19 protein-coding genes and 1 riboswitch are annotated in these 23,975 nt (G+C 71.5%); of the genes, 11 read left to right on the plus strand and 8 right to left on the minus strand.

Features of this window, described 5'->3' with window-relative positions:
* Positions 1–26: 26 nt before the first annotated feature.
* Positions 27–1,640, minus strand: a complete 1,614-nt coding sequence (locus G6039_RS15640) for a flavin monoamine oxidase family protein (protein WP_144415010.1) — start codon at positions 1,638–1,640, stop codon at positions 27–29.
* Between the two features lie 201 nt (positions 1,641–1,841).
* On the opposite strand from G6039_RS15640, the gene G6039_RS15645 reads away from it, so the two are divergent.
* Positions 1,842–3,338: an APC family permease gene (locus G6039_RS15645; protein WP_043797237.1), complete on the plus strand. Its 1,497-nt coding sequence runs from the start codon at positions 1,842–1,844 to the stop codon at positions 3,336–3,338.
* 2 nt (positions 3,339–3,340) lie between these two features.
* A complete protein-coding gene (locus G6039_RS15650) occupies positions 3,341–4,084 on the plus strand; it encodes an IclR family transcriptional regulator (RefSeq protein ID WP_080688447.1) in 744 nt (247 codons plus the stop codon).
* 19 nt (positions 4,085–4,103) lie between these two features.
* Here G6039_RS15650 and G6039_RS15655 read toward each other — a convergent pair whose 3' ends face one another.
* The 3 genes from G6039_RS15655 to G6039_RS15665 form a co-directional block, all read right to left on the minus strand.
* The gene (locus G6039_RS15655) at positions 4,104–4,775 is read right to left on the minus strand and encodes a sterol desaturase family protein (protein WP_043797238.1); all 672 of its coding nucleotides are present in this window, start codon (positions 4,773–4,775) and stop codon (positions 4,104–4,106) included.
* Positions 4,772–5,506 (minus strand): FadR/GntR family transcriptional regulator, encoded by a 735-nt coding sequence (locus G6039_RS15660; RefSeq protein WP_029542852.1) that lies wholly within the window; start codon positions 5,504–5,506, stop codon positions 4,772–4,774. The genes G6039_RS15655 and G6039_RS15660 overlap by 4 nt, the downstream gene beginning before the upstream one ends.
* 129 nt (positions 5,507–5,635) lie before the next feature.
* A complete protein-coding gene (locus tag G6039_RS15665; RefSeq protein ID WP_043797240.1) occupies positions 5,636–7,177 on the minus strand; it encodes a carboxylesterase/lipase family protein in 1,542 nt (513 codons plus the stop codon).
* A 123-nt stretch (positions 7,178–7,300) separates the two neighbouring features.
* Positions 7,301–7,400: riboswitch (TPP riboswitch) on the plus strand.
* Here G6039_RS15665 and G6039_RS15670 point away from each other — a divergent pair.
* The 4 genes from G6039_RS15670 to G6039_RS15685 all read left to right on the plus strand — a co-directional run bounded on the left by G6039_RS15670 (position 7,393) and on the right by G6039_RS15685 (position 10,679).
* Positions 7,393–8,112 (plus strand): TenA family protein, encoded by a 720-nt coding sequence (locus tag G6039_RS15670; RefSeq protein ID WP_006939427.1) that lies wholly within the window; start codon positions 7,393–7,395, stop codon positions 8,110–8,112. (Overlaps the previous riboswitch by 8 nt.)
* Positions 8,109–9,143, plus strand: a complete 1,035-nt coding sequence (locus G6039_RS15675; RefSeq protein ID WP_043797242.1) for an ABC transporter substrate-binding protein — start codon at positions 8,109–8,111, stop codon at positions 9,141–9,143. Before G6039_RS15670 ends, G6039_RS15675 begins: the two co-directional genes overlap by 4 nt.
* Positions 9,124–9,918 carry an ABC transporter permease gene (locus G6039_RS15680; protein WP_043797243.1) on the plus strand — a complete coding sequence of 265 codons (795 nt, stop codon included), beginning with the start codon at positions 9,124–9,126 and terminating at the stop codon, positions 9,916–9,918. The genes G6039_RS15675 and G6039_RS15680 overlap by 20 nt, the downstream gene beginning before the upstream one ends.
* Complete coding sequence (locus tag G6039_RS15685) at positions 9,915–10,679, plus strand: ABC transporter ATP-binding protein (protein ID WP_006939435.1); 765 nt, start codon at positions 9,915–9,917, stop codon at positions 10,677–10,679. Before G6039_RS15680 ends, G6039_RS15685 begins: the two co-directional genes overlap by 4 nt.
* A 6-nt stretch (positions 10,680–10,685) precedes the next feature.
* On the opposite strand, the gene G6039_RS15690 is transcribed toward G6039_RS15685, so the two are convergent.
* Positions 10,686–12,047, minus strand: a complete 1,362-nt coding sequence (locus G6039_RS15690) for a WS/DGAT/MGAT family O-acyltransferase (protein ID WP_037201594.1) — start codon at positions 12,045–12,047, stop codon at positions 10,686–10,688.
* A gap of 291 nt (positions 12,048–12,338) precedes the next feature.
* On the opposite strand from G6039_RS15690, the gene G6039_RS15695 reads away from it, so the two are divergent.
* Together G6039_RS15695 and G6039_RS15700 are read left to right on the plus strand one after the other, a co-directional pair.
* Complete coding sequence (locus tag G6039_RS15695) at positions 12,339–13,334, plus strand: alpha/beta hydrolase (RefSeq protein ID WP_043797244.1); 996 nt, start codon at positions 12,339–12,341, stop codon at positions 13,332–13,334.
* 134 nt (positions 13,335–13,468) lie between these two features.
* Positions 13,469–14,854, plus strand: coding sequence for a T3SS (YopN, CesT) and YbjN peptide-binding chaperone 1 (locus G6039_RS15700; RefSeq protein WP_043797245.1), 1,386 nt, complete (start codon positions 13,469–13,471; stop codon positions 14,852–14,854).
* A gap of 84 nt (positions 14,855–14,938) precedes the next feature.
* Here G6039_RS15700 and G6039_RS15705 read toward each other — a convergent pair whose 3' ends face one another.
* Entirely contained in the window at positions 14,939–16,591 is a 1,653-nt protein-coding gene (locus tag G6039_RS15705) for a protein kinase domain-containing protein (protein ID WP_006939444.1), read from the minus strand.
* Between the two features lie 268 nt (positions 16,592–16,859).
* Between G6039_RS15705 and G6039_RS15710 the strand changes: the two genes are divergently transcribed.
* The 3 genes from G6039_RS15710 to malQ are packed head-to-tail and all read left to right on the plus strand — an operon-like array spanning position 16,860 to position 21,472.
* A complete protein-coding gene (locus G6039_RS15710; protein ID WP_231385888.1) occupies positions 16,860–18,626 on the plus strand; it encodes a sensor histidine kinase in 1,767 nt (588 codons plus the stop codon).
* On the plus strand, positions 18,623–19,288 hold the full coding sequence (locus G6039_RS31265) for a response regulator transcription factor (RefSeq protein ID WP_043797247.1): 666 nt from the start codon (positions 18,623–18,625) through the stop codon (positions 19,286–19,288). Before G6039_RS15710 ends, G6039_RS31265 begins: the two co-directional genes overlap by 4 nt.
* Before the next feature lie 48 nt (positions 19,289–19,336).
* A complete protein-coding gene (gene malQ / locus G6039_RS15720) occupies positions 19,337–21,472 on the plus strand; it encodes a 4-alpha-glucanotransferase (RefSeq protein WP_043797250.1) in 2,136 nt (711 codons plus the stop codon).
* Positions 21,473–21,519: 47 nt separating this feature from the next.
* Here the strand turns inward: malQ and G6039_RS15725 are convergent, their stop codons facing one another.
* Positions 21,520–23,310 (minus strand): AMP-dependent synthetase/ligase, encoded by a 1,791-nt coding sequence (locus G6039_RS15725; RefSeq protein ID WP_043797252.1) that lies wholly within the window; start codon positions 23,308–23,310, stop codon positions 21,520–21,522.
* The gene (locus tag G6039_RS15730; protein ID WP_006939453.1) at positions 23,303–23,797 is read right to left on the minus strand and encodes a MarR family winged helix-turn-helix transcriptional regulator; all 495 of its coding nucleotides are present in this window, start codon (positions 23,795–23,797) and stop codon (positions 23,303–23,305) included. The genes G6039_RS15725 and G6039_RS15730 overlap by 8 nt, the downstream gene beginning before the upstream one ends.
* Positions 23,798–23,975: the final 178 nt, after the last annotated feature.

Consider the following 23,975-nt stretch of genomic DNA (forward strand, 5'->3'; position numbering starts at 1 on the left):
ATCTCTCCTTGTCCGGGATGGGGATGTCAGGATGCGGCGACACGCTCGTGCAGCGACGTGACCACGGCGCGTGCGGAGGTGAACGCACCGTGTTGCCAGGCGATCGCGTTGGACAGGTGGTCGCCGGCGAAGTAGACGTTCTGCACCGGGTCGAGCAGCAGGGTGTATTCGGGGGTTGCCTCTCCCCCGTGGGAACCCCCGGCACCCTGCCACGATGCCCAGGCCGACTCCGAGTACCGGGTGCGGCGCCAGCTGCCCGAGAACGACGAGGCAATGTCGCGGGTGTACTTGTCGCCGTGGATCTCTGCCCCCTCCGCGATCGCCTTGGCCAATCTCTGCTTGTGCGTGAGCGATTCGAAACCGAGGTGCCTCTTGCCCGAGGAGTAGTAGCCGACGACCACGCCGCGGTCCGAGTTGTAGTGGTCGTAGGGGAACATGATCTGGGAGATGTCCTTGTCGGTGTTGCTGGCACCGCCGTAGATCCGGTCCTCGAGTTCCCACCAGCGGCGCGTGTACTCGATGCCGAGCTTGCCCGAGGAGCTGGGCTCGGCCGCGCCGAGTGCGTGCACGACGTCGGCGGGCAGGTTGTGGTTCAGCCGCGTCACCAGGTGCGGCGGGATGGTGCAGATCGCGAAGTCGGCGTCCACCACCCGCGGCGCACCGTCGCGGGTGTATTCCACCCGCACCCCCTCGGTCGTGTTCTGCAGGGCCGTCACCTCCGACCCGTATTCGATCCTGTCGGTACCGATGCGGTCCTCGAACGCGTAGTAGATGCGGTCCATGCCCCCGACCGGGGTGAACATCATCATCGCCTGGTCGTAGCCGAAGTCGAAGCTGAAGTTGCGGCCGATGCCGCCGCGGATCACGTCCGTCATCGCGAAGGGCGGCTCGTGCGTGCCGAAGTCCAGACCGGCGCCGGGCTCGGAGGTGTACCCGCGGCGGGTCGACCCGACGTATCGTCCGTCGCCGGACAGGTCGCCGAAGTCACTGAGGAACTCGGACAGCGCGTCCTTGTCGGCCTGGGTGAGCACGTCGTCGAGTGCGCCGCGGGAGGCCGCCTTCTGCAACAGCTCCGACATGTACCCGTACGTGTCGGCCTTCGCCGCCCGATACGTGATGGACCGGTCGGACAACGCCGTGTCGCTCGAGTAGTGCACGAAGGTGTTGGCGTTCTGGTTGCCGAACGCCTGCAGTTCCACCCCCAGTTCGCGGCAGTAGTCCATCGTCACGTGGCTCTGCGGGATGCGGGTGGCACCGAGGTTGAAGTAGTGCCCGTCGGCGAAGGTGCAGACCTGCTTCTCGCCGTTCAGGTCCGTCTCCTCCGTTCCGGCGCGCACGGACCAGACCCGGCCACCGGGCCGACGCCGAGCCTCCAGCACCGTGACGTCGTACCCGGCCTTCCCCAATTCGTAGGCGGCGCACAATCCGGCCGGGCCGCCGCCGAGGACGACGACCGAATGATGGCCGTCCACCCGGCCGATCAGGTCGCTGCGCGCCGGCGCCCGGAAAGCCGGCGCCGACGCCGTTGCGGGCGCGAGGCCGATCGTGGACATCGCGCCGTACATCAGGCCGGCGCCGCCCGTGACGCCGAGTCCTTTCATGAAAGACCTACGTGTAACTGCCACAGTGACTGCTCCCATCGTGCAACACCGACCGTCCCGATCGGCTCGGCACCTATGGTGGGAAGAGCGGGATGCGGGGATGTCTCGCACGCGCAACGTCTTGCGGACCGGCGCTCGAGAACGACGGTCCGCCGCGGACCCGAATTCTCGATCCCGGTGCGCCCGTTCGACTTCCCCCGGAAACAGACCGGAAACACCGGGCCGATAGCTTCGCGTGCCATGTCCGCACTCTCCGACGCGATCACGCAGTCCTTCACGGCGCGTGAGCCGGAACGACCGGCCTTGTCGCCGCTACGAGCCCTCGGCCGGCGCCGGCTGTCCGGCATCGAGGTCCTCGCGCAGTCGGTCGCCACCACGGCGCCCGCCGCGTCGATGGTCGTCCTGACGACCGCGATCGTGGCCGGGCAGTCGATGCTCGCAGGCCTGCTCACCGTGGCGGCGACGACGGTCCTGCTGGGCGCGGTGGCCGGATGCTTCGCGGCCTTCACCCGCCGCCTCGCCGCCGCCGGCGGCCCGTACACGTTCGTCGCGCAGGGACTCGGCCCGCGCGCCGCGCTCGGCGGTGGTGCCGCGCTGGCGGTGAAGTACCTCGGCAGTGCCGGGCTCACCCTCTACCACGGGGGGCAGTCGATCCTGGCAGTCGCCCACGGGGCCGGCGTCTCCGTTCCCGCACTGCCGTTGTATCTCGTGCTGGCCTGCGTGATCGGCGCGTGCGTGGTCCGCGGGATCAGATTCGCGGTCCACGCGATCCTGCTGGTGGAGGCGTGCTCGCTCGCGTTCATCCTCACGCTGTTCCTCGTGCCGGCCGTGCCCACACCGGTCGCGGAACCCCCCGGCGGCGGCGCCGGCGAACTCGTGGTCCTGGCGCTCACCGCCGTGTTCGCGCTCGCCGGATTCGAGAGCGCCACCTTCCTGGCACCCGAGGCCCGGCGACCGTTGGTGACGGTCACCCGCACCGTGCTCTGGACACCGGTGATCTGCGGGGCGCTCTGCGTCCTCGCGGCCCTGGCGGTCTGGGGTGGCCGCGGCGGGACGGTGATCGACGCGTATCGCCACGGCACCGACTCCGGCGTGCCGGTCGCCGTCGTCGTGGCGCTGCATCTCGGATTGACCTGCTCGTGGCTGGCGTCCTCGATGGCATCGGTCAACGCGGTTTCGCGACTGGGGTACACGATGGGGATCGAGCGGGTGCTCCCCCGGCCCCTGGCCGCGGTGCACCGGATGTACCGCACGCCGTACCGTGCCGTCGCCGCGGCCGGGCTGGTGGCGCTCACGATCGCCGTCGCCAAGGCCGGGGCTCCGCATCTCGTCGCGGGGCTTCAGCACGCGGTACGCGTCGCGGTGCTCGTCGCGTACGTCCTGGTGGCCGTCGCCTCCCTGCGCTTCCTGACCAGAATCGGCGAGCAGACCCGCGGCTCGACCCTCGTCGGTGGTGCTGCGGCCGCGGGCGGCGCGCTGCTGCTCGGCTGCGTCGTCGGCTCCGGCATCGTCGCGGTCGATCCCGCCGTGGTGGCCGTCCCCCTGCTGCTGCTCGCCGCGGGACCCCTGTGGTACCTCCTGCTCCGGCGGCGGACGCCACGCGCTGCGACGGCGATCGGGGTGTTCGACAGCGCGGAATCCGCGGACGTGCTGCCGGGCGCCGGGGTCTTCGCACCCGACCGGCTCGGCGCGATGACCCTGGTGCGTGCCGACCGCGGCCCGCATCGGGATCTCTGACGGTGGCGCGCGAGGTCACCGGCCGGGAGCCGACGGCCGTGCAGCGTGCGCTGGCCCTGCTCGAGGCGGTAGCTCAGCTGGGTTCGGGCGCGACGGCCAAGGATCTGGCCCGGCTCACCCGCATCCCGCCGGCGACCGCGTACCGGCTGCTCAACCTCCTCGTCGCCGACGGCTATCTGGTGCGGGTGCACGACCTGTCGGGTTTCGCGCTCGGCCGACGGACGCAGGAGCTGGCGGCAACACCGCACGTGGAGACGTGGCCGGTGGCCGAGGTGCTCGAGGATCTGCGCGCCCAGGTGCGGCACGGGGTGTATCTGGCCTCCTACGAACGGGACCGGATCCGGCTGGTGGATCGCGACCCGGACCACGAGCTGCTGGGCGAGTCGTCGTTGACCCGGCACCTGCACGCGTCCGCGATCGGGAAGCTGCTTCTCGCCGACCGCCCCCATCTCGTCCCCGGCACAACCCTGCCGAAAGTGGGGCCGCGCACGATCGTCGAGCTCGACCGGCTCGCGATCGAGCTGAGTCGCATCCGGAGCCTCGACGTGTCCGTCGAGCAGGACGAATTGCGTCAGGGACGCACCGCGGTCGCCGTCCCGGTGCGCGACGACGGCACCGCGATCGTGGGATGCCTCGCGGCGATCGGCGGTACCGGGCGCATCCGCACCGACGATCGGGATCTGATCGATCTGCTCCACGAGTTCGCCGGGCGTCTGCGGCTGCCCGGCGCAGCGCGACGCACGTGAGCGGGGTCCACGCGCCGGGTCAGCGGGACGCGTGCAGATTCCGGGCGGTCGGCGACGTCTCGACCGAGGCCGGGTCCGGTTCGGTGCCGAGAATCCGGTCGGCGGTGCCCGCGGTGGTGACGGTGAACCAGTAGTGCTCGTTCTTGAAATGGTGGTGCCGATGGTGGCGCCACACCGCGCGGTAGGGCCGCGAGTTCGGGCGGTAGTCCGTGTGGATGAGGTAGTGCGTCCATTCGTAGCTCAGGCCCAGGACGCCGACGGTCACCAGGAACGTCAGTGCCAGGCCGGCCCTGGGGAAGGCCAGCCATGCGCCGGCGACGAGAACCGGCAGCAGCCACACCAGGGTCTGCCAGGGAATGAAGATCAGCGGCACGTCGCGCGGGTCGCAGTGGTGCTCGCGGTGCTTGCGGGCCAGCAGCGAATCCAGCGTCAGTCCGGCGATCCGGCGCGGCCGCCAGTGCAGGATGCCGACGTGGATGACCCATTCCACCAGCGGGAACACCAGCAGGGCGACCAGTGGGACCAGGGCGTCGGAGATCTGCCAGTCGCCGCGGAGAACCCGCGCGACGCTCGCGGCGGCGAGCATCGCGCCGATCATCCACGGCGACGGGTGCCGCGCGAACTCGGCGGCGGCGTCCCACAGGCCGATCGAGGTGCGACGGCTACGCCGTTCGGTCCGATCCGTGCTCATGCCCGGCTCCTCGCATCTGCGTGTTCCGCATGGTCGATGGCGGTTGTCAGGGCCGACGTGCCCAGGTCGAGCAGTTCCCCGGCGGCGCGTTCGGCGCCGTCCTCGTCGTGGGCGACGATCGCGCCGGCGAGCCGTTCGTAGAGGTCGGTGCGGCCGACTTCGGCGACCAGGACGCCGGCCATCGCGGTCATGGCCGGTTCGTAGGCGTTGCGCAGGCTGTTGAAGATCAACCGGAACGCGAGGGAGTCGGCCGCGTCGACGACGCGTTCCCAGAATTCGAGGGCGGCGACCTGCAGCGCGACGGGGTCCTCTCCCGTCGCGAGCCGCGCCACAGCGTCGCGCAACCGGGGTTCCGTCTCGTCCGTCGCGCGGGCGGCGGCGAGCCGGGCAACCTGACGGCCGATGAGGCGTCGGGCCTCGAGGACGCTGCGGACGACGTCCCAGTCGGGCCGGCCGTCGCGCACGAGCAGCCGCGGGAGCAGCTCCGGACCGGCCTGGGTGCGGAAGTCGCGGACCGACGTCGCCTCCCCCTGGCGCACCTCCACCAGACCCGCGTGGGATAGCCGGGAAATCGCCTCGCGGACAGCGGGTCTCGATACACCGAACGCTTCGGCCAGGTTGCGCTCGCTCGGCAGCGCCGCCCCGGCGGCGAGGTCGCCCCCGAGCACCCGGGCGGCGATCTGGTCGTACACCTCGCCGGAGGCGGACTTGCGGGCGATCGGCTCGAACATCACGGACCGACCGTAGGCCGGAACCCGGCCAGAGGTCAAGTGGTCATACCAGTTTGGTGTCGGCCGAATGTCACAGCAGGCCGATCTGAGCGAAGTGATGTGACATTCGGCCCGCACGGAGCCGCCCGATCAGCTGAAGCCCATCACCTGGTCGCCCCAAGCCTCACGCAGCACCCTGTCGGGGTCCGAGACTAGGGTGTCGGTGCTGTCGATCAGCAGGGTCATCCGCTTTCCGGTGTCGTACGGCGCCCAATGCCGGGACCCGTCCAGGGCGGCGGGCACACCGTGGTGCGCGAAGGCCAGCCAGCGGCGCTGGATCCGGCCCGAGACCACCGTCGCGGCCTTGCGGCCGCCGAGCCAGAACGTGGGGTCGCGATCGAGGGTCCCGAAGTTGCCGAAGACGTAGGGTAGTTCGGTGGCGTGGCCGGCGCCGATCCGCGCCGCCTTGAGCATCGGGGTGGCGTGGTCGAACCGGTACACCCACGTCGGCGAGTGGGCGCTGTGCGCGTCGGCGATCCACACGACCGGCATCCGGAACCCGGCGTCCCGCGAAAGCGCCATCGCCCCCGACGTTTTCGAGACGTCCGGATACGCGGAGATGATCTCCGCGATACGGTCGGGCGGCAGCTCCGGATGATCCGCGGCGAGCGCGTCGAGCATCGCCTGCACGGAGGCGTCACTCACCGGCATCAGCGGCGACTTCATGAAGCGGAAGATCGACGGCTCGTCCTTGTTGGACCCGATGATCAGGGGAATCCGGTGCGCGAGCCCCTTCTGGAACGCCGCCACCGGGTACTTCGGCACCAGGTCGCGGTCGACCACCGGCGCCATCGCGAGCGTGCCGGGGAACTTCGTGGGGATCTCCCCGACGAGCACGTCGCCCGCATCGGTCAGCGTCTCGTGCGGCATGTCCCGCAACGCCCACACCCGGGCCGGCGTGAGGTCGAGGATCTCGAGGAACCGCTCGGCGACCCGGGCAGCCCGCTCGGACCCGTATGCCGACGTCGCCGGCGGGCTCTGCGCGATGGCCCGGTGGAACAGGCCCTCGGCGCGGGGCACGGTCATCAGGGTGGTCAGCGACCCGCCGCCCGACGACTCGCCGAACACGGTGACCCGGTCCGGGTCGCCCCCGAACGCGGAGATGCAGTCGCGCACCCACTCGAGCGCGGCGATCTGGTCCCGCAACCCGACGTTGGATTCGAAGGTGGTCCCGGCTGTCGAGAACGACGAGAAGTCGAGGAAGCCGAGGGCTCCGAGCCGGTAGTTGACCGTCACCACGACGACGTCCCCGCGTTCGGCGAGCAACCGTCCGTCGTAGATCCGCTGACCCGAGTACCCGAGGACGTAGGCGCCGCCGTGGATCCAGACCATCACCGGCCGCGGCTCCCCGTCCGGCTCCGGTGCCCAGATGTTCAGCGAGAGGCAGTCCTCGCCGATCGACAGGCCCGGGTCGATGGGGATGGGATTGTTGCGGCCCTGCGGCGCGATGGGCCCGAACCGGCGGGCGTCGAGCACGTCGGTCCACGGCTCCGGCGGTTCGGGGGCGCGGAACCGAAGGTCGCCGGACGCCGGCGCGGCGTACGGGACACCCTTCCACGCGTAGACGGAACCGTCGCGGTAGCCGCGTACGTCGCCGTACTTGCACCCGACGATGAGAGTCTCGGCGTCCACGGTCCCTCCCGAACGAACGGTCTGGGGCCAAGGTACCAACAACAGACAGGCTGCACGCGCAGCCCCGGCGACCCGGCACCCCGGGCCCGCGTGGGGCGAGCCACACCCGGTGCTATCGTCGCCTCCGTAGACACGGGGTGCTCCGCACACGAGCGGGAGCTGAGATCACACCCGTCGAACCTGATCAGGTAATGCTGACGAAGGGATGTCACGGCATGACCATGCCTGCCCATGCGTCGGTCCCGGAGGGGACCGAGCGCTTCACCGATCTGCTGTGGGACCGTACGAAGGTCCTGCGCGAGGCCATCGACGACCTCGAGTTCCTGCGCCGGCTCGGCGACGGGACCCTGCCGCTCGACGCGTTCCGCTTCTACATCGAGCAGGACGCCCTCTACCTCGCCGGCTACGCCAAGGCGCTCGCCCTCCTCGCGGCGAAGGCCCCGGACCCGGCCACCGCCGCGTTCTGGGCCAACAGCGCGGCGACGGCCGCCACCGAGGAATCGGCCCTGCACCGGGGTCTGCTCACCGGTGGTGTCCTGCCGCCCGCCGAGGACACCCCCGCGCACTCCCCCGCCTGCCTCGGCTACGTCTCCTACCTGACCGCCACGGTCGCCACCGATCCGTATCCGGTCGGCGCCGCCGCGGTGCTTCCGTGCTTCTGGATCTACGCCGAGGTCGGCCGCGAGCTGGCCGTCCGCGCCGCCGACGTGCTCACCGCGGACCCCACCCACCCCTACGCCCAGTGGGTCACCACCTACGACGCGCCCGAGTTCCACGCCGCGGTCGCCACCGCCCGCGAGCTCGTCGACGTCGCGGCGGCGGCCGCCACCGACACCGAGCGCGACGCCATGGCCGGGGCGTTCACGATCGCCACCCGCTACGAGCTGCTGTTCTGGGACACCGCGCTGAACACGCAGGACTGGCCGGCCTCATGACGACCACCTCCCGGCTGCGTCGCCGGCTCACCGTCCTGGCCGCCCTCACCGCGGCGCTGCTGCTCACCGCGTCCTGCGCCGGCGGCACCGGCGACGACGACTCCGGCGACACGATCCGGTTCGCCCTGGACTGGACGCCGAACACCAACCACACCGGCCTGTACGTGGCCCAGCAGGAGGGCCTGTTCGCCGACGCCGGTCTCGACGTCGAGTTCCTGCCCTACAACAACACCACCCCGGACACCCTCGTCGACGCCGGCAACGCCGAGTTCGGCATCTCCACGCAGGCGCAGGCGACATTCTCCCGGGCGGCCGGCTCGCGCACCGTCTCGGTCCTCGCGCCGCTGCAGCACTGGGCGACCGGCATCGCCGTCAAGGCCGACCGCGCCGACCTCACCCGGCCCCGGGACCTCGACGGCCGCACCTACGCGGGCTTCGGCGACCCGGGCGACGAGGAGACGCTCGCCCAGGTGATCCGGAACGACGGCGGGCGGGGCGACTTCACCTCCGTCACCCTGGGCACCTCCGCCTACGAGGCCGTGTACTCCGGCACCGCCGACTTCACCGTCTCGTACCTGGCGTGGGAAGGCATCGAGGCCGAGCACCGCGGGCTGCCGATGCGCTACTTCCGCTACACCGACTACGGGTTCCCCGACGCCTACGCGATCGTGATCGACGGCAACGAGGACTGGCTGGCCGAACATCCGGACCAGGCCCGGGCGTTCGTGCAGGCCGTCCAGCGCGGCTACGAGATCGCCGCGCAGGACCCGGACCGCGGAGCCCGCGCGCTGATCGACGCCGAGCCCGGCGCCTTCCCCGACGAGGATCTCGTCTACGAGAGCCAGCGGATGCTGTCGGCCGGCTACCTGCGCGACGAGAACGGCCGCGTCGGCACCCTCACCCTCGAACGGTGGACCGGGTACTCCCGGTTCCTGTTCGAGAAGGGCCTGCTCTCCGGCCCCGACGGCAAGCCGTTGACCACCGAGCCGGACTGGTCGACGTACTTCACCGATGACTACCTCACGCCCTGACCCGACCCGGAATCCCTGGGTGCGGCGCGTCGCACCGGCCGTGCTGGTCGTCGCCGCGCTGACCGTCGGCTGGCAGCTGTACGTGACGCTCAGCGGCATCCGCCCGCAGGTGCTGCCCTCCCCCACCCGGGTCCTCGGGCAGGGCTGGGCGCACCGCGACGACATCGCGGGCCATGCCTGGTCGACGCTGCAGGTCACCCTCGTCGGTTTCGCGGTGTCCCTCGTCGTGGCGTGGCTCCTCGCGATCGTCGTGGACTTCTCGCCGTGGCTGCGCCGCGCCCTGGTGCCGCTGTTCGTGGTGTCGCAGACCCTGCCGATCATCGCGATCGCGCCGCTGATGATCATCTGGTTCGGATTCGGGCTGCTGCCGAAGATCCTGGTGATCGCGCTCGCCACGTTCTTCCCCATGGCGATCGGCCTGATCGAGGGCTTCGCGGCCGCGGACCGGGAGGCGGGAGCGCTGCTGCGCAGCATGGGTGCCTCCCGGTGGCAGGAGTTCCTGTACGTGCGGCTGCCGTCGGCGCTGCCCCGGTTCTTCACGGCGCTGCGCATCGGGGTCACCTACGCCGTCGTCGGTGCGGTCTTCGCCGAATACGTCGGCGCCACGTCGGGGCTCGGGATCTACATGAGCACCCAGAAGAACTCGTTCCGGACCGATCTGGTGCTCGCGGCGGTGCTCGTCACCGCGGTGGTCTCGCTGGCGTTGTACCTGCTCACCTACGCCGTGGAACGGGTGGTGGCGCCGTGGGCGCAGACGACGAGGAGCCCGCGATGAACGCCGTCACGGTCACCGGCGTGCACAAGGCGTTCGGTGCGCGCACCGTCCTCGACGGCGCCGAGTTCGCCGTGGCCGAGGGCGAGTTCGTCTCGCTCATCGGCCCGAGCGGGTGCGGCAAGTCCACCCTGTTCGGGCTGATCGCCGGTCTCGACTCTCCCGACACCGGTGCCGTCACGGTGGGTGACCGGCCGGCCGCACCGGGACGGGCCGCCCTGATGCCGCAGAAAGACCTGCTGTTCCCGTGGCGCACCGTGCTCGGCAACTGCGCACTCGGCCTCGAGGTGCAGGGCGTGCCGCGCGGCGAGGCGCGTGCCCGGGCCCGGGAGCTGTTCCCCGCCTTCGGCCTCGCCGGGTTCGAGGATGCCGCCCCCCGGCAGCTCTCGGGCGGGATGCGCCAGCGCGCGGCCCTGGCGCGGACGGTCCTGCAGGGCCGCAAGGTGCTGCTGCTGGACGAACCGTTCGGGGCCCTGGATTCGCTGACGCGCACCGAGATGCAGCTGTGGCTGCAGCAGGTGTGGCAGCGGGACCGGTGGACGGTGCTGATGATCACCCACGACGTGCGCGAGGCGCTGCTGTTGTCGGATCGGGTGCTGGTGCTCACGCGGCGCCCGGCCCGGATCTGTCACGAGGTGACGGTGCCGCTGCCCCGCCCCCGGGGTCTGGACACGTTGACATCGCCGGAGTTCGTGACCCTCGAGAAGGAACTCGTCGACGTCCTGCACGCCACCGGACCACGCAGTTCCGCACTGCCGGACTGACGCCGATCACGAAATGTCAAGTGCCACCTCGAGTTCCACAAGGGCGTCCTCGAGGTGGCCGAGCAGCCGCTGCAGGCCGGGGACCGTGCGGCGGCATCCGACGACGCCGAAGTCGACGGTGTCGGCGGTGGTGGTCAGCGTGATGTTGAGTGCCTGGCCGTTGAGCACCACCGACACCGGGTAGATCCCGTCGAGCCGGGACCCGCTGCGGTACACCCGCTCCCGCGGTCCCGGCACGTTGGAGATGATGAGGTTGAACGGCGGCGGGGCCAGGGAGACGGCGCCTGAGATCGGTGCCAGCGCGAGCCCGGCGACGTTCAGCGCCGACCACACCGTCGCCTGCAGCGGCGTCATCCCGGCGAACAGGGTCTTGCCCTCCGCCATCGAATCGCTGACCGTCGAGAGCCGGGTGAGCGGATCCTCGAGATGGGTGCCGAGGTTGCACAGCGTGACCCCTACGCTGTTGCCGCCCGCGGCCGAATCGGGAGCGTCCTTGGCTCGCAGCGACACCGGGACCATCGCGATCAGCGGGAGGTCGGGCAGGTCCTGCTGTTCGAGGAGGTAGGCGCGGAGGGCACCTGCGCACATGGCGACGACGACGTCGTTGCTCGACACCCCGGCCGCCTGCCGCACCCGCGTGATGCGTTCGCGGCTCCAGGACTGCGCCGCGAAGCGCCGCGTCCCGTCGATCGGAACGTTGAACATCGACCGCGGTGCCTCGTACGGCAACGCGACGCGGCGCCCGCCGAGGACGGTCCGGGCGATCCGCAGCGCGACGGGCGCCGCGCCGATCACGTCGCCGGCCAGTGAGCGCACCGCAGCGAACAGCGAGTCCTGCTCCCGGGTGCCGGAGCTGGGGCGGGCCGGCAGGTGCCACGGCGCCGGGAATTCGCGCACGTTCGGATCGGGGGTGTAGGTCCGCTGCAGCAGCCGCAGCCCCGAGACCCCGTCGAGCAGCGCGTGATGCATCTTCGTGTAGACGGCGAACCGGCCGTCGGCGAGCCCTTCGATCAGATAGGCCTCCCACAGCGGCCGGTGCCGGTCGAGCAGGCCGCTGTGCAGGCGCGAGACGAGGGTGAACAACTCACGGATCCGGCCCGGCGCCGGCAGGGCCGAGTGCCGGACGTGGTACTCGAGGTCGATCTCGTCGTCCACGGCCCACCAGGTGTAGCCGAGGCTCGACACCGGGTCGGCCGGGCGCTTGCGGAACAGCTCGTCGACCTGCGCGTCGGCGACCAGCCGGTTGTAGAGGTCGGTGACGTATCCCGGACCGGCGTCGGGCGGCGGCGTGAACAGCTCGAGCGAGCCGAAGTGCATCGGGCGCTCCCGCGACTCGGCGATCAGGAACATCGAGTCGGTCACAGGCATGTATCCCACCGGGACAGCCCCCTTTCGTCCGCCGTCGCACGCTGGGATGGATGGTACGTCCGGCGACCGGACGGCCGTACCGGATCGATAACGGGCACGCCGACGACCTGCGGAGTTCCCTTTGTCCGGTCTCCATCGAGTCACGATGCTTCGCCCCGGCGATTCCTCGTCGTACTGTCGGGCAACCGACCCGGACGAACGCCGCGAACGCCTCGGAGAAGGGCCGAGAGAGAAGACGGGAGCCGTCGACGAGAGGGCTCCGTCCGAGCAGGTGAGGACGAGGAGGTCCCGGTGACGAGTACCGCGTCGAACCATCCGTCGTTGTCGTATCCGCCCGTGCCGCGGCCGGTGCTCCGCCGCGAGGTCGCCGGCGTGAGCCTGCCGTCGCAGGCGCTGACCTTCTCGGTGCGCAGCACCGTCAAGCCGGTCATCGACGCGTGGGCGCGCGCCCCGCACCTGCCCTGGCCGACGGGCGTGGTGGACCGGCTGGCGTTCCCCCTCAAGCCGGTCCCCGGCACGCACCGGCACCCGGTCCGGCTGCCGTCCTGCCACGCCGAGTTCCTCGCCGCCCCCGGAGCCGACGGCGCCACGGCGATCCTCTACCTGCACGGCGGCGCGTTCCTGGTGTGCGGCCTGACCACCCACCGGCAGATGGTCTCCCGCATCTCGTCGGCGGCCGGGGCACCCGTGCTCAGCGTCGCCTACCGCATGCTGCCGGGACACCCGATCGAGAGCGCGGTCGAGGACGGCATCGAGGGGCTACGGTGGCTGATCGCGCACGGCTACCCGACGGAACGAATCGTGGTGGCCGGCGACTCCGCCGGCGGATTCCTCACCTTCCAGGTGACGCTCGAGGCGCTGCGGCTCGGTCTCGGCCGGCCGGCCGGCAACGTGGCGCTCTCGCCCCTGACCGACCTCGACACCCGCGGCAAGCTCGAACATCCCAATTCGTACCGGTGTGCCCTGTTCCCGCGCCGCGCCGTTCCGGCCCTCGCCGCTGTGATCGCCCGCATCGACGCCGCCTCCGGCCGGCCGGGTCCGCGCGCGGTGTCACCGGTCGACGCCGACCTGACCGCCATGCCGCCCGCCCTCATCCAGACCGGCTCGGAGGAGATGACGTACGTGGACGCCGAGCTGATGGCCCGGCGCCTCGCCGGCGCCGGCGTGCCCTGCGAGCTGCAGGTGTGGGAACGGCAGGTGCACGTCTTCCAGGCCGCGGCGGGCCTCGTGCCCGAGGCGGGGCGAGCCGTCGATTCGATCGGAGCGTTCGTCCGCAGCGTCGGCTGAGATTCCCCCACCGGACCACCCCGCCGGTGCCACGTGGCGACCACCACCCGCGCCGAGCCGGGCACCTGTCGGACGGCGCGACTAGTGTCTCCGGCACAGATTGGTCCGGCAGCACTGGGAAAGGGGGGCGGATCGTGACCGACACCGAGAGCCGATTCGACCGCGACGTCGACCGGTCCTGGAGCGAGTTCCGGGCACGGCTCGCCGATCACGTGGCGTCGATGTGCGACGGCGACGGGCTGCTCCTCGAGCCGCTCGTCGAGGAGGAGTCCGGACCCGCCGGACCGTGCGTGCAGTTCTACGCGTGGGGTGCAGGCCAGGTGCGGTGCGAGGTGCCGTCCAACGCCCACCTCGGCGGCGACCGTCGCCTCCGCCCGGCCGACGAGGCGCTGCTCGCCGAGCTCGGCTGGCGCGAACCGTCCCGGGGACCGGAGGACCCGGAGGACGGCGGGTCCCCGGCCTACTGGATGGACCGGCCCGCGGCGTGGGCCGACCAGCTCGCGGCCGTCGCGGTGACGGCGCTGCGCCGGGTGTGGGGGGTGCCGCATCCGCTGTTCCTGCGCACCGAGACGTTCGGCGCCGGCCGGGCGGCGGCCTTCGACCTGCCCGCGCCCGCCGAGGAGACGCCGCCGCCGGCCGCGCTTCCGCTCGCCGTCGAGACCGCGGGCGAGGAGCACGTGCGCGAGCTGATCGAGTCGACGCTGCGCGAGCGGATCGGCGACGTCCCGCTGTGGGACGAGGACGGCGACCTGGCGTTGCGGGTCGCGGGGTTGCTCGTGTTCGTCGGCGTCGGGCCGCACGAGCGCACCGTCGACGTGTTCGCCCCGATCGTCCACAACATCACCGGGCGCACCCGCGCCGCCGAGGTCGTCGCCGACCTCAACCGCCGGTGGCCGCACCTGAAGTTCGTGCTGGTCGAGGACCGGGTCGCGGTGGCGGCACACCTGCCCGCGTCGCCGTTCGTGCCGGCCCACCTGCTGACCACGCTCGACCACGTCGCGCAGTTCCTCGAGGGGCTGGACGAGGCGTTCGGCACCCGCCTCGGCGGCGAGCTGCTGCACGAGACCGACCACGACGGTGTGCCGCCGCCCCCGGACGAGCTGCCGCCGTGGACGACGGACTCCGAGGAGGACCTGCCGCCGACGCTGCTGGCGCTGCGCGATCTCCATCTCGACGGCCGGGCGGAGGTCGAGACCCGGACGGTGGCCCGCATGGCCGGCGACGAACCGGACCAGCTGCTGCGTTTCCTGCGGATGAGCGTGGACGCGCAGGTCTGCTGGCAGGCCGAGGCGATGGGGCGTGCCGCGGCCGGAGACGGCGCCGGCATCGCCCGCGCCGAGGCGAAGGCGCAGGAGTGGGAGCTGACCTGCCGCTCGCTCACCGCAGCGATGCGGCTGCTCGTGCCCCCGGCGGGCACCGCCACGACACGCGTGCGGCGGCCGCGTCCGTCCCCACCCGAGCAGATCGAGCTGTTCGAGAACCCGGACGAGCCGACGTTGTTCGACGAACTCTCCGACTGAGCACCTCGTGCGGGCGAGCCGTTTCCGCGGGACGGCGCGGCCGCAGCGCGGGCACCCGGCGTGGCCCTCGGCAGCCGGGGTGGTTCACGGGGTGGTCGCCTCGAGATGCTTGAGCACGGCCAGGACGCGTCGGTGGTCCTCGGGTTCGGGGTGCAGACCGAGCTTGAGGAAGATCGCCCGGACGTGCGCCTCGACGGTGCGTTCTCCGAGGAACAGGGCCGCCCCGATCGCCCGGTTCGAGCGGCCCTCGGCCATGAGGCTGAGGACCTCGCGTTCGCGGGTGGACAGCGTGTCGATGGGACGGCTGTCGCGGTGGGGCCGGGCCACCATCCGGCTCACCACGCTGGGGTCGATGGCCGAGCCGCCCTCGGCGACCCGGTGCAGGGTGTCGACGAACTCGTCGATGTCGGCGACCCGATCCTTGAGCAGGTAGCCCAGGCCGGCGGCCCCGTCGGCGAGCAGATTCATGACGTGGTCGGTTTCCACGTACTGCGACAGCAGTACCACCGCGGTGTCCGGGTGGTCGGCACGGATGGCCGCCGCGGCGACGATTCCCTCGGTGGTGTGGGTCGGCGGCATCCGGATGTCGACGACGGCGACGTCGGGCCGCTCGTCGGCGACGAGACCGAGCAGGGTGGCGGCGTCGCCGGCCTCGCCGACGACGTCGATCCCCTCGTCGCACAGCAGCCGGGCGATACCCTCGCGCAGCAGCACGGAGTCGTCGGCGAGCACCACCCGCAGGGGTGCCGCGCTGTCGCCGCGCCGCGTCGCGCGCCGCGTCGCGGCGACCCTGCTCGGTGACGCGGCGTCCACCGCCACCGTCCGGGCCAGGGTGTCGTCGGCTGCCGGCGCGGGGACGGTGGTCGTGGTCTCGGACGTGAGGGCGTTCCGGGCGGCGGCGGTGAGTTCCCTGCAGGTGTCGTAGCGGTCGTTGCGGTCCTTCGCGAGGGCACCCGCGACGACGGCGTCGAACGCCTTCGGCAGGTCGGGCCGGGCCTCGCTCGGCCGGGGTATCGGGCTGCGGACATGCCCGTGCCACAGCTTCGCCAGGGTGTCGCCGGAATACGGGGGCCGGCCGGTGAGCAGGTGGTAGAGGGTGCAGCCGAGCGAGTAGATGTCGGTGCGGTGGTCGAGCGCGGCGGTGGTGTCGAACTGCTCGGGTGCGGCATTCTGCAGGCTGCCGACGAACATCCCCGTGCGGGTGAGCCCGCCCGCCTCGTCGAGGGCCTTGGCGATGCCGAAATCGGTGAGCAGGACTCGTTCGGGTTCGCCCGGGCCGGCGGGTTCGGCGAGCAGGATGTTCGTCGGCTTCACGTCCCGGTGCAGCACCCCGGCCTGGTGGGCGTAGTCGAGGGCCTTGCCGATCTCGGAGACGATGTGGACTGCCCGCTCGGGCGGGACGGGCCCGTGGCCGAGCAGCGCGGCGGCGTTGGTGCCGGGGACGTACTGCATGGCGATCCAGAGCCGGCCGTCCTCGCAGCCGCGGTCGTAGACCTGGACGATGTTGGCGTGCTCGAGGCGCGCGGCATGGTCGGCCTCGAGTTCGAAGCGGGCCTTGACGCTGTCGTCGGCGGTCAGGGCGGGGTGGAGGAGTTTGAGGGCCACCTTGCGCGGCAGGTGCGGGTGCTGCGCCAGGTAGATCGAACCCATGCCGCCCGCGCCGAGCAGCCGCTCGATGGTGTACCCGGCAAACACCGAACCCGGCCCGGGAGCCCCGTTCCCCGTCACCGCCACCACCTCCCGAAGCGGCCCACCTCCTCTATTCAACCCCTCGGGGATCGTCGGCGGAACCGCTGCGGCGCGCGGTTGTCCGCCGACCTGGCGCCGGTCCGGCGCGGAGCGCACCGTGCAGACACCGGCCGGGGCTCCGTGCAGGCACGGTACGGATCTCCGTGCAGGCGCTGCCGCCGAATCACGTGACGGCCAAGATGGTCGAACAGTGCCAGCACGGTGGTCCGGCGGGGCCGGGAGCGAGATGCTGGGAGCGAGGATCGGAGGCCTCGTCGTGAGTCGTCGAACAGTGCCGGCCATCGTCGCCGTGACCACCCTGCTGGTGGTCGCGGTGGTGGTGGTGTCGCTCGATTGGCCCGGCGGTCCGCCCGTCGGCCCGGCGGAACTGGTCGCCTTCCCCGCGGTCGGCGTCGCCTTCGTCGCGGCGGGCATCATCGCGTGGCGGAGCCGCCCGGACGACAACACGGGACGGCTGATGGTGCTGGCCGGGGTGCTGTGGCTGGTGAAGGGGGGCGGTGCGTCACGCAATCCGGTCGTCTTCACCGTGGGCGCGGCGCTGACGGTGATGTATCTCCCGGTGCTGATCCATATCCTGCTCGGTTTTCCGACGGGGCGATTGAACCGGCGGTGGGAACGGTGGTTCGTCGGGGGCTGCTATGTGTACTTCCTGGTCTCGGTCCTGCTCGATCTGATGTTCTACAACCCCTCCGTGATGGTCGGCACAGAACGCTTCACCGCGCCCAACCTGCTGCTGGTCCGGGACGACCCGGCGATCTTCAGGGGGCTGCAGCTCGTCTTCGGCGCAATTGCCATCGGCATCAGTGTGGTCGTGATCGGCGTGCTGCTGGCCCGCTGGCGGTCGGGGTCCCCGGCCTACCGGGCCGCGTTCGCGCCCCTGTGGATCGCCGGCATTCTCGGATTCGCCACGGTGATCGGAACGGGGCTGGTCACGGCGCGGTCTTCCGGCGTGGGGAACGTGTGGACGGCCTACCTGAGCTATCTGGCGACCGCGCTGTTTCCGGTGGCGGTGCTGGTCGGGTTGTGGCGCTACCGGGTCGCGCGCAGCGCGGTCAGCGACGTGATGATCGAGGTCGGTGCGGCCCCGCTCGGGGACGAGTTCGTCCACGCGCTGCGCAAGGCACTGCGCGACCCCGGCCTGATCCTGTGGTCGTGGTCACCACAGTGGAACAGCTATCTCGACGCGAACGGGGAGCCGCAGAGCCTGCCGGACGACGACGACCCCCGCGCGGCGACCGTCCTCGAACGCGACGGCGTCCCGGTCGGAGCGCTGGTGTACGACCGGTCGCTGCGACATCAGCCGCAACTGCTCGCGGCGGTGCGCAGCGCCGCGACCCTCGCGCTGGACAACCAGCGCCTCCAGTCCGAGTTGCAGGCTCAGCTCGCCGAGGTCCGCCGGTCCCGGGAGCGGATCGTCGCCGCCGGGGACGCCCAACGGCGGCGGCTCGAACGCAACCTGCACGACGGTGCGCAGCAACGCCTGGTTGCCGCGACGATTCTGTTGCGGCGTGCGCAGCGGGCATCCCAGCCGGAGCGCAAGCAGGAGCTGCTCGACGAGGGCACGGCCGAACTGGACTCGGCGCTGGTGGAACTGCGGGAACTGGCCCGGGGTGTCTATCCCCCGGTGCTGCAGGAACACGGGCTCGCCGCCGCGCTGACCGCCCTGGCCGAGCGCGCGCCGCTGCCGGTGGAGATCGTCGACACCCTCACCGTGCGGGCTCCCGCCTCTGTCGAACTCGCCGCCTACTTCATCGCCGCCGAGGCGGTGGCCAACGCCACCAAGCACTCCGGCGCCACCCACATCGAGATCGACCTTCGCCGGGACGGCGGGATGCTGCGGATGGTCGTCACCGACGACGGGTGCGGCGGTGCGACGCTGACCGCCGGCGGTGGGTTGAGCGGACTGGCGGACCGGGCCACGGCCCTCGGTGGGGTGCTCACCGTGCACAGTCCCGTGGGGGGCGGAACGACGCTGACGCTGTCCCTTCCCCTCACCACCGGGACATCCGGGGAGCCGTCGTGAACCTCCGGGTGGTGCTCGCCGACGACTCCGCGGTGCTCCGCGAGGGGATCGCCGGCCTGCTGCACGACGAGGGAATCGAGGTGGTCGGCCAGGCCGCGGACGCGCAGGCCCTGCTGCGGCTGGTCGGCGAGCAGCGCCCGGACCTCGCCGTCGTCGACATCCGGATGCCTCCCACCCACACCACCGAGGGCATCGAGGCCGCCCTCACCATTCGCCGGTGCTTCCCGGGCACCGCCGTGCTGCTGCTGTCCCAGTACGTGGAAACTGAGAACGTCATGAACGTCTTCGCCGGCGGGACGGCCGGTCTGGGATATCTGCTCAAGGACCGCCTCTCCGACATCGACGGGTTCCTCGGCTCGCTGCACCGCGTCGCGGCGGGCGGAACGGCGATCGATCCCGACGTGGTCGGCCGGTTGGTCTCGCGGCCGCACCGCGACCGGGTGGCCCTCGACGAACTGTCCCCCCGGGAACGGGAGGTCCTCACCCTCCTGGTCGAAGGCCGTTCGGACCGAGCGATCGGAGCGGCCCTGTCCCTCGGGGAACGTACCGTCGGCGCGCACGTGCGCGCCGTCTTCGACAAGCTCGGTCTGCCCCCCGAACCCGACGGCCACCACCGCGTCCTGGCCGTGCTCGCCTACCTCGGCCCCGCAGTCCGCAACTGACATCGCCGGGTCTGCCGAGTGGTCCGCGACCTGGCATGATCGGGTGTCGTGACATCGACGGTGAAGCTGCGGGAACTGGCCGAGCAATTCGGGATCGCCACCTCGTATGTGGGGTGGGACAAGCAGGACCACTACGCGAGCGACGACACGTTGCGCCGGGTCCTGGCCTCGCTGGGCGTGTCCGCGGGCACCGAGGCGGAGATCGACGCCGTCCTCGCGGATCTGCCGAACGAGCCGTGGCGGCGCATGCTGCCACCCGTCCTGGTGGTCGTGCAGGGCGAGGAGCGCACCTTCCCCGTGCACGTGCCCCACGGCACTGCGGTGCAGGTGCAGGTGCGCACCGAGGACGGCGACGTCGTCGACGTCGCGCAGCGCGACGTGTGGGTCGATCCGCGGGAGGTCGACGGCCGGCTCGTCGGCCGCGCGACGTTCGCCGTCCCGGACCTGCCGCTCGGGTGGCACACCCTGCACGCCCGCAGCGACGACACCGCGGCCGAGACCACCCTGGTGGTGACACCCGCGCGTCTCGGCACCGCCGACCGGCTCCTCGAGCGACGTCGCCGGGGCCTGGCCGCGCAGTTGTACTCGGTGCGGTCGAAGCGGTCGTGGGGCGTCGGCGACTTCGCGGACCTGGCGGACCTCGCCGCGATCACCGCCTCGGTGGACGGCGGTGACTTCGTGCTCGTCAATCCCGTCCACGCGGGCGAGCCGGAGCCGCCGCTCGAGCCGTCGCCGTACCTGCCGAGCTCGCGGCGGTTCGTCCACCCGATCTATCTGCGGGTGGAGAACATCCGCGAGGCGGCGTTCCTGCCGCGCAAGCACCGCAAGACGCTCGAGGCGTACGCCGGGAAGTTCGCCAAGTCGAACCGCAAGGACAAGCGCATCGACCGCGACGCCGCGTTCCGGGCCAAGATAGACGTGCTCGGGCACGTGTTCCGGGTGCCGCGCAGCCCGGCGCGGCAGGCGGAGTTCGACGCGTTCCGCGCCGCGGGCGGGGACGCGCTGACCGACTTCGCGTTGTGGTGCGCGCTCACCGAGAAGTTCGGCGACCGCAGCGCCCGCTGGGAGACCCTGGCGGCGACCCCCGACACGCCGTACGTCGCGCGGCAGCGCACCAAGCTGGCCGAGCGCATCGAGTTCCACTGCTGGTTGCAGTGGCTGTGCGACGAGCAGCTCGCCGAGGCGCAGTCCGCGGCGCGTGCCGCCGGCATGGACGTCGGCATCGTGCACGACCTCGCGGTGGGTGTCCGTCCCGACGGCGCCGACGCCTGGACGCTCGGCGACGCCCTGATCCGCGACATGACGGTCGGTGCGCCGCCGGACGACTTCAACCGGCAGGGTCAGGACTGGACCCAGCCGCCCTGGCATCCGGTCCGGCTCGCGGAGCTCGGCTACCGGCCCTACCGCGACGTGGTGCGCACCGCGCTGCGCCACGCCGGCGGCCTGCGGGTGGACCACATCCTGGGCCTGTTCCGCACCTGGTGGATTCCCGAGGGCTGCACGCCCGATCAGGGCACGTACGTCACGTACGACCACGAGGCCCTCATCGGGATCCTGGCGCTCGAGGCGCACCGGGCCGACGCCGTGCTGATCGGCGAGGACCTCGGCGTGTTCGAGAGCTGGGTGCAGGAGTACCTGTCCCGCCGCGGCATCGCCGGGACGTCGATCCTGTGGTTCGAGCGGGACGGCGACGACCCCCGGCCCCCGGAGAGCTACCGGGAGCTGTGCCTGACGTCGGTCACCACGCACGACCTGCCACCGACGGCGGGTTTACTTGCCGGAGAACACATCACGCTGCGGTCCGAGCTGGGTCTGCTCGAACGGGACCTGGAGACCGAGGCCGCCGACGCGGCCGCCGAACGCGACGCCGTGCTGGCGGTGCTGCGGGAGCGCGGACTGCTCGACGAGGTCGCCGACGAGCGGCGGACCGTCGAGGCACTGCACCGGTTCGTCGCGGCGAGCCCGTCGGCGCTGATCGGGGTGTCGCTGGCCGACGCGGTCGGTGAGCGGCGCAGCCAGAATCAGCCGGGCACGACCGACGAGTACCCCAACTGGCGGATCCCGCTGGCCGACGAGAAGGGCCGGACCGTGCTGCTCGACGATCTGCCCGGCAACGAGCGGTTCGCGGCACTGCTCGCCGCTGTGGCGCCGGCCACGGATCCCTCCGCAGCCGACCGGGTCTGAGCGTCTCGGCCGGCTGCCGGGTTCCGAACCCGGCAGCCGGCCGCGCGTCACTTCGCGTACATGCTCTCGATGTCGGCGGCGAAGCGCTCGGTCACGACGTTGCGCTTGATCTTCAGCGTCGGCGTCAGCTCACCGGTCTCCTCGGTGAGGTCCCGGTCGAGGATGACGAACTTCTTGATGGCCTCGGCGTGGGAGACCATCGAGTTGGCGTCGTCCACGATGGACTGCAGCGCGTCGTGCAGCGCCGGGTCGTGCCGCAGGTCGGCGATGGTGGCCGTCGGCGCCTTCCCGTTCTCGGCCTTCCAGTTGTCGAGCACCTCGGGGTCGACGGTGAGCAGCGCGGTGATGAAGCTGCGCCCGTCGCCGACGACCACGGCCTGCGAGACGAGCGTGTGCGAGCGCATCCGGTCCTCGAGCGGCCCGGGCGAGACGTTCTTGCCGCCGGCGGTGATGATGAGGTCCTTCTTGCGGCCGGTGATGCTCACGTAGCCGTCCTCGTCGATCTCGCCGAGATCGCCGGTGCGGAACCAGCCGTCGTGGAAGGCCTCGGCGGTGGCCTTCTCGTTGCGCCAGTAGCCCTGGAACACGACCCCGCCGCGCAGCTCGATCTCGCCGTCGTCGGCAATGCGGGTGCTGTTGCCGCCCATGGGCTGGCCGACGGTGCCGATCTTCTGGGCGCCGGGCACGTTCACGCTGTGCGCGGCGGTGCTCTCGGTCAGGCCGTAGCCCTCGTAGATCGGGACGCCGACGCCGCGGAAGAAGTGGCCGAGACGGGGACTCAGGGCGCCACCACCGGAGATCGCGAACCAGCACTCGCCGCCCATCGCCTGCCGCAGCTTGGCGTAGACGAGCTTGTCGGCCATGTTGCGCTTGGCCTTGAGCACGAACGACGGACCGCCGTGGTCGAGCGACTCGCTGTAGGCGATGGCGGTCTCCTCGGCGAACGCGAAGATCGCCGCGTTGAACCTGCCACCGGCCGCAGCCTTGCGCGCGGCGGCGTCGCGCACCTTCTCGAAGACGCGCGGCACGCCGAGGATGGTGTTCGGGGCGTAGCGCTCGAACTGGGCGGAGATCGTGCCGAAGTCCGACCAGTGCGCCTGCGCCGCACCGCCTTCGAAGACGGCCAGCGAGACGGCACGGGCCAGCACGTGCGCGAGCGGCAGGAAGGTCAGTACCCGGCTGCCCGGCTTGGCCACCTCACCGATCGAGGCGGTCAGGATGCCGCGGACCTCGCTGTAGAAGTTGCGGTGGGTCAGCATGCAGCCCTTGGGCCGGCCGGTGGTGCCCGAGGTGTACACCAGCGAGGCGAGGTCGTCGGCGCGGATGCCGTCGAGGCGGGCCTGCAGCTGGGCGTCGTCGACGACGGCGCCCTCGGCGATCAGCGTCTCCACGGCGCCGCGCTCGATCCGCAGCGTGCGGCGCAGGGTGTCCGGCATGTCGACGAACAGCGCCTCGTGGCGCGCGGTCTCGACGACGGCGACGACCGCCTCGGAGTCCTGCAGGATCCAGCGGATCTGCTCGGTGGACGAGGAGTCGTAGATCGGCACCGTGGCGGCGCCGGCGGCCCAGATGGCGTAGTCGAACAGCGCCCACTCGTAGCGGGTGGCCGACAGCAGGGCCACCCGGTCGCCGGGCTGCACGCCCGCCGCGACGAGGCCCTTGGCGACCCCCGAGACCTGCTCGGCGAATTGCCGTGCGGTGACGGCGACCCAGTCCTCTCCCTCCGGGCGGGAGTACATCACGCGGTGCGGAGTCTTCTCCGCGTGCGTGAAGACCGTGCGGACGACCGATTCGTCGTCGCCGACGGTGAACTGGGCGGGGGTGGTGTACTCACGCACGAGCGTCTCCCTCGTTGTGGTCGGGGCGGGCAGTGGACCGGTGTTCCACTCCCTGGCGGAAGCGGCGCAGCATGTCGACGAACCGATCGATGTCGTCCTGGCCCCAGCCGGTCAGCGCCGCGCGGATCTCGTCGTGACGTCCGGCGACGGTGCGGGCGAGGGTCTCGCGGCCCCGGTCGGTGAGCCGGAGCGGGTGGCCGAGCCGGGTGGGTCCGGCCTGCGCCTGGACCAGCCCGGCGTCGATGCAGCTGCGCAGCTGACGGGAGACGGTCGACCGATTCACGCTGAACGCATCCGAGATGTCGGTGGCTCGGCAGCCCGGGTTGCGGTCGATGAAGCCGAGCATCGAATGCTGCGCCAGCGAGAGCACGTCGTCGTGGGCGCGCTCCCCCGCTGTGAGATGGCGAATCAGGTACACGAACTCGTCGTATACCTCGGATACACCGGCCGCTGCGGACTGCGCCGCAACCTCCCGCTTGTGTTGCACGACGCAACTGTAAGCCCTGTGCCGCTCGACACCCCAATCGCCTCTCCCCGCGGCACCGCACAGACGCGCCGAGACGCACGGCGTCGATCGCGAATTTCCCCGAACCGCAGGCCCGGCCTGCCCGTTTCCGGTACAGATGATGCGACAGGACCAGGCCCCCGGCGAAGGAGTTCCCCGT

The organism is Rhodococcus aetherivorans (genome assembly GCF_011058165.1).
Lineage (GTDB): Bacteria > Actinomycetota > Actinomycetes > Mycobacteriales > Mycobacteriaceae > Rhodococcus > Rhodococcus aetherivorans.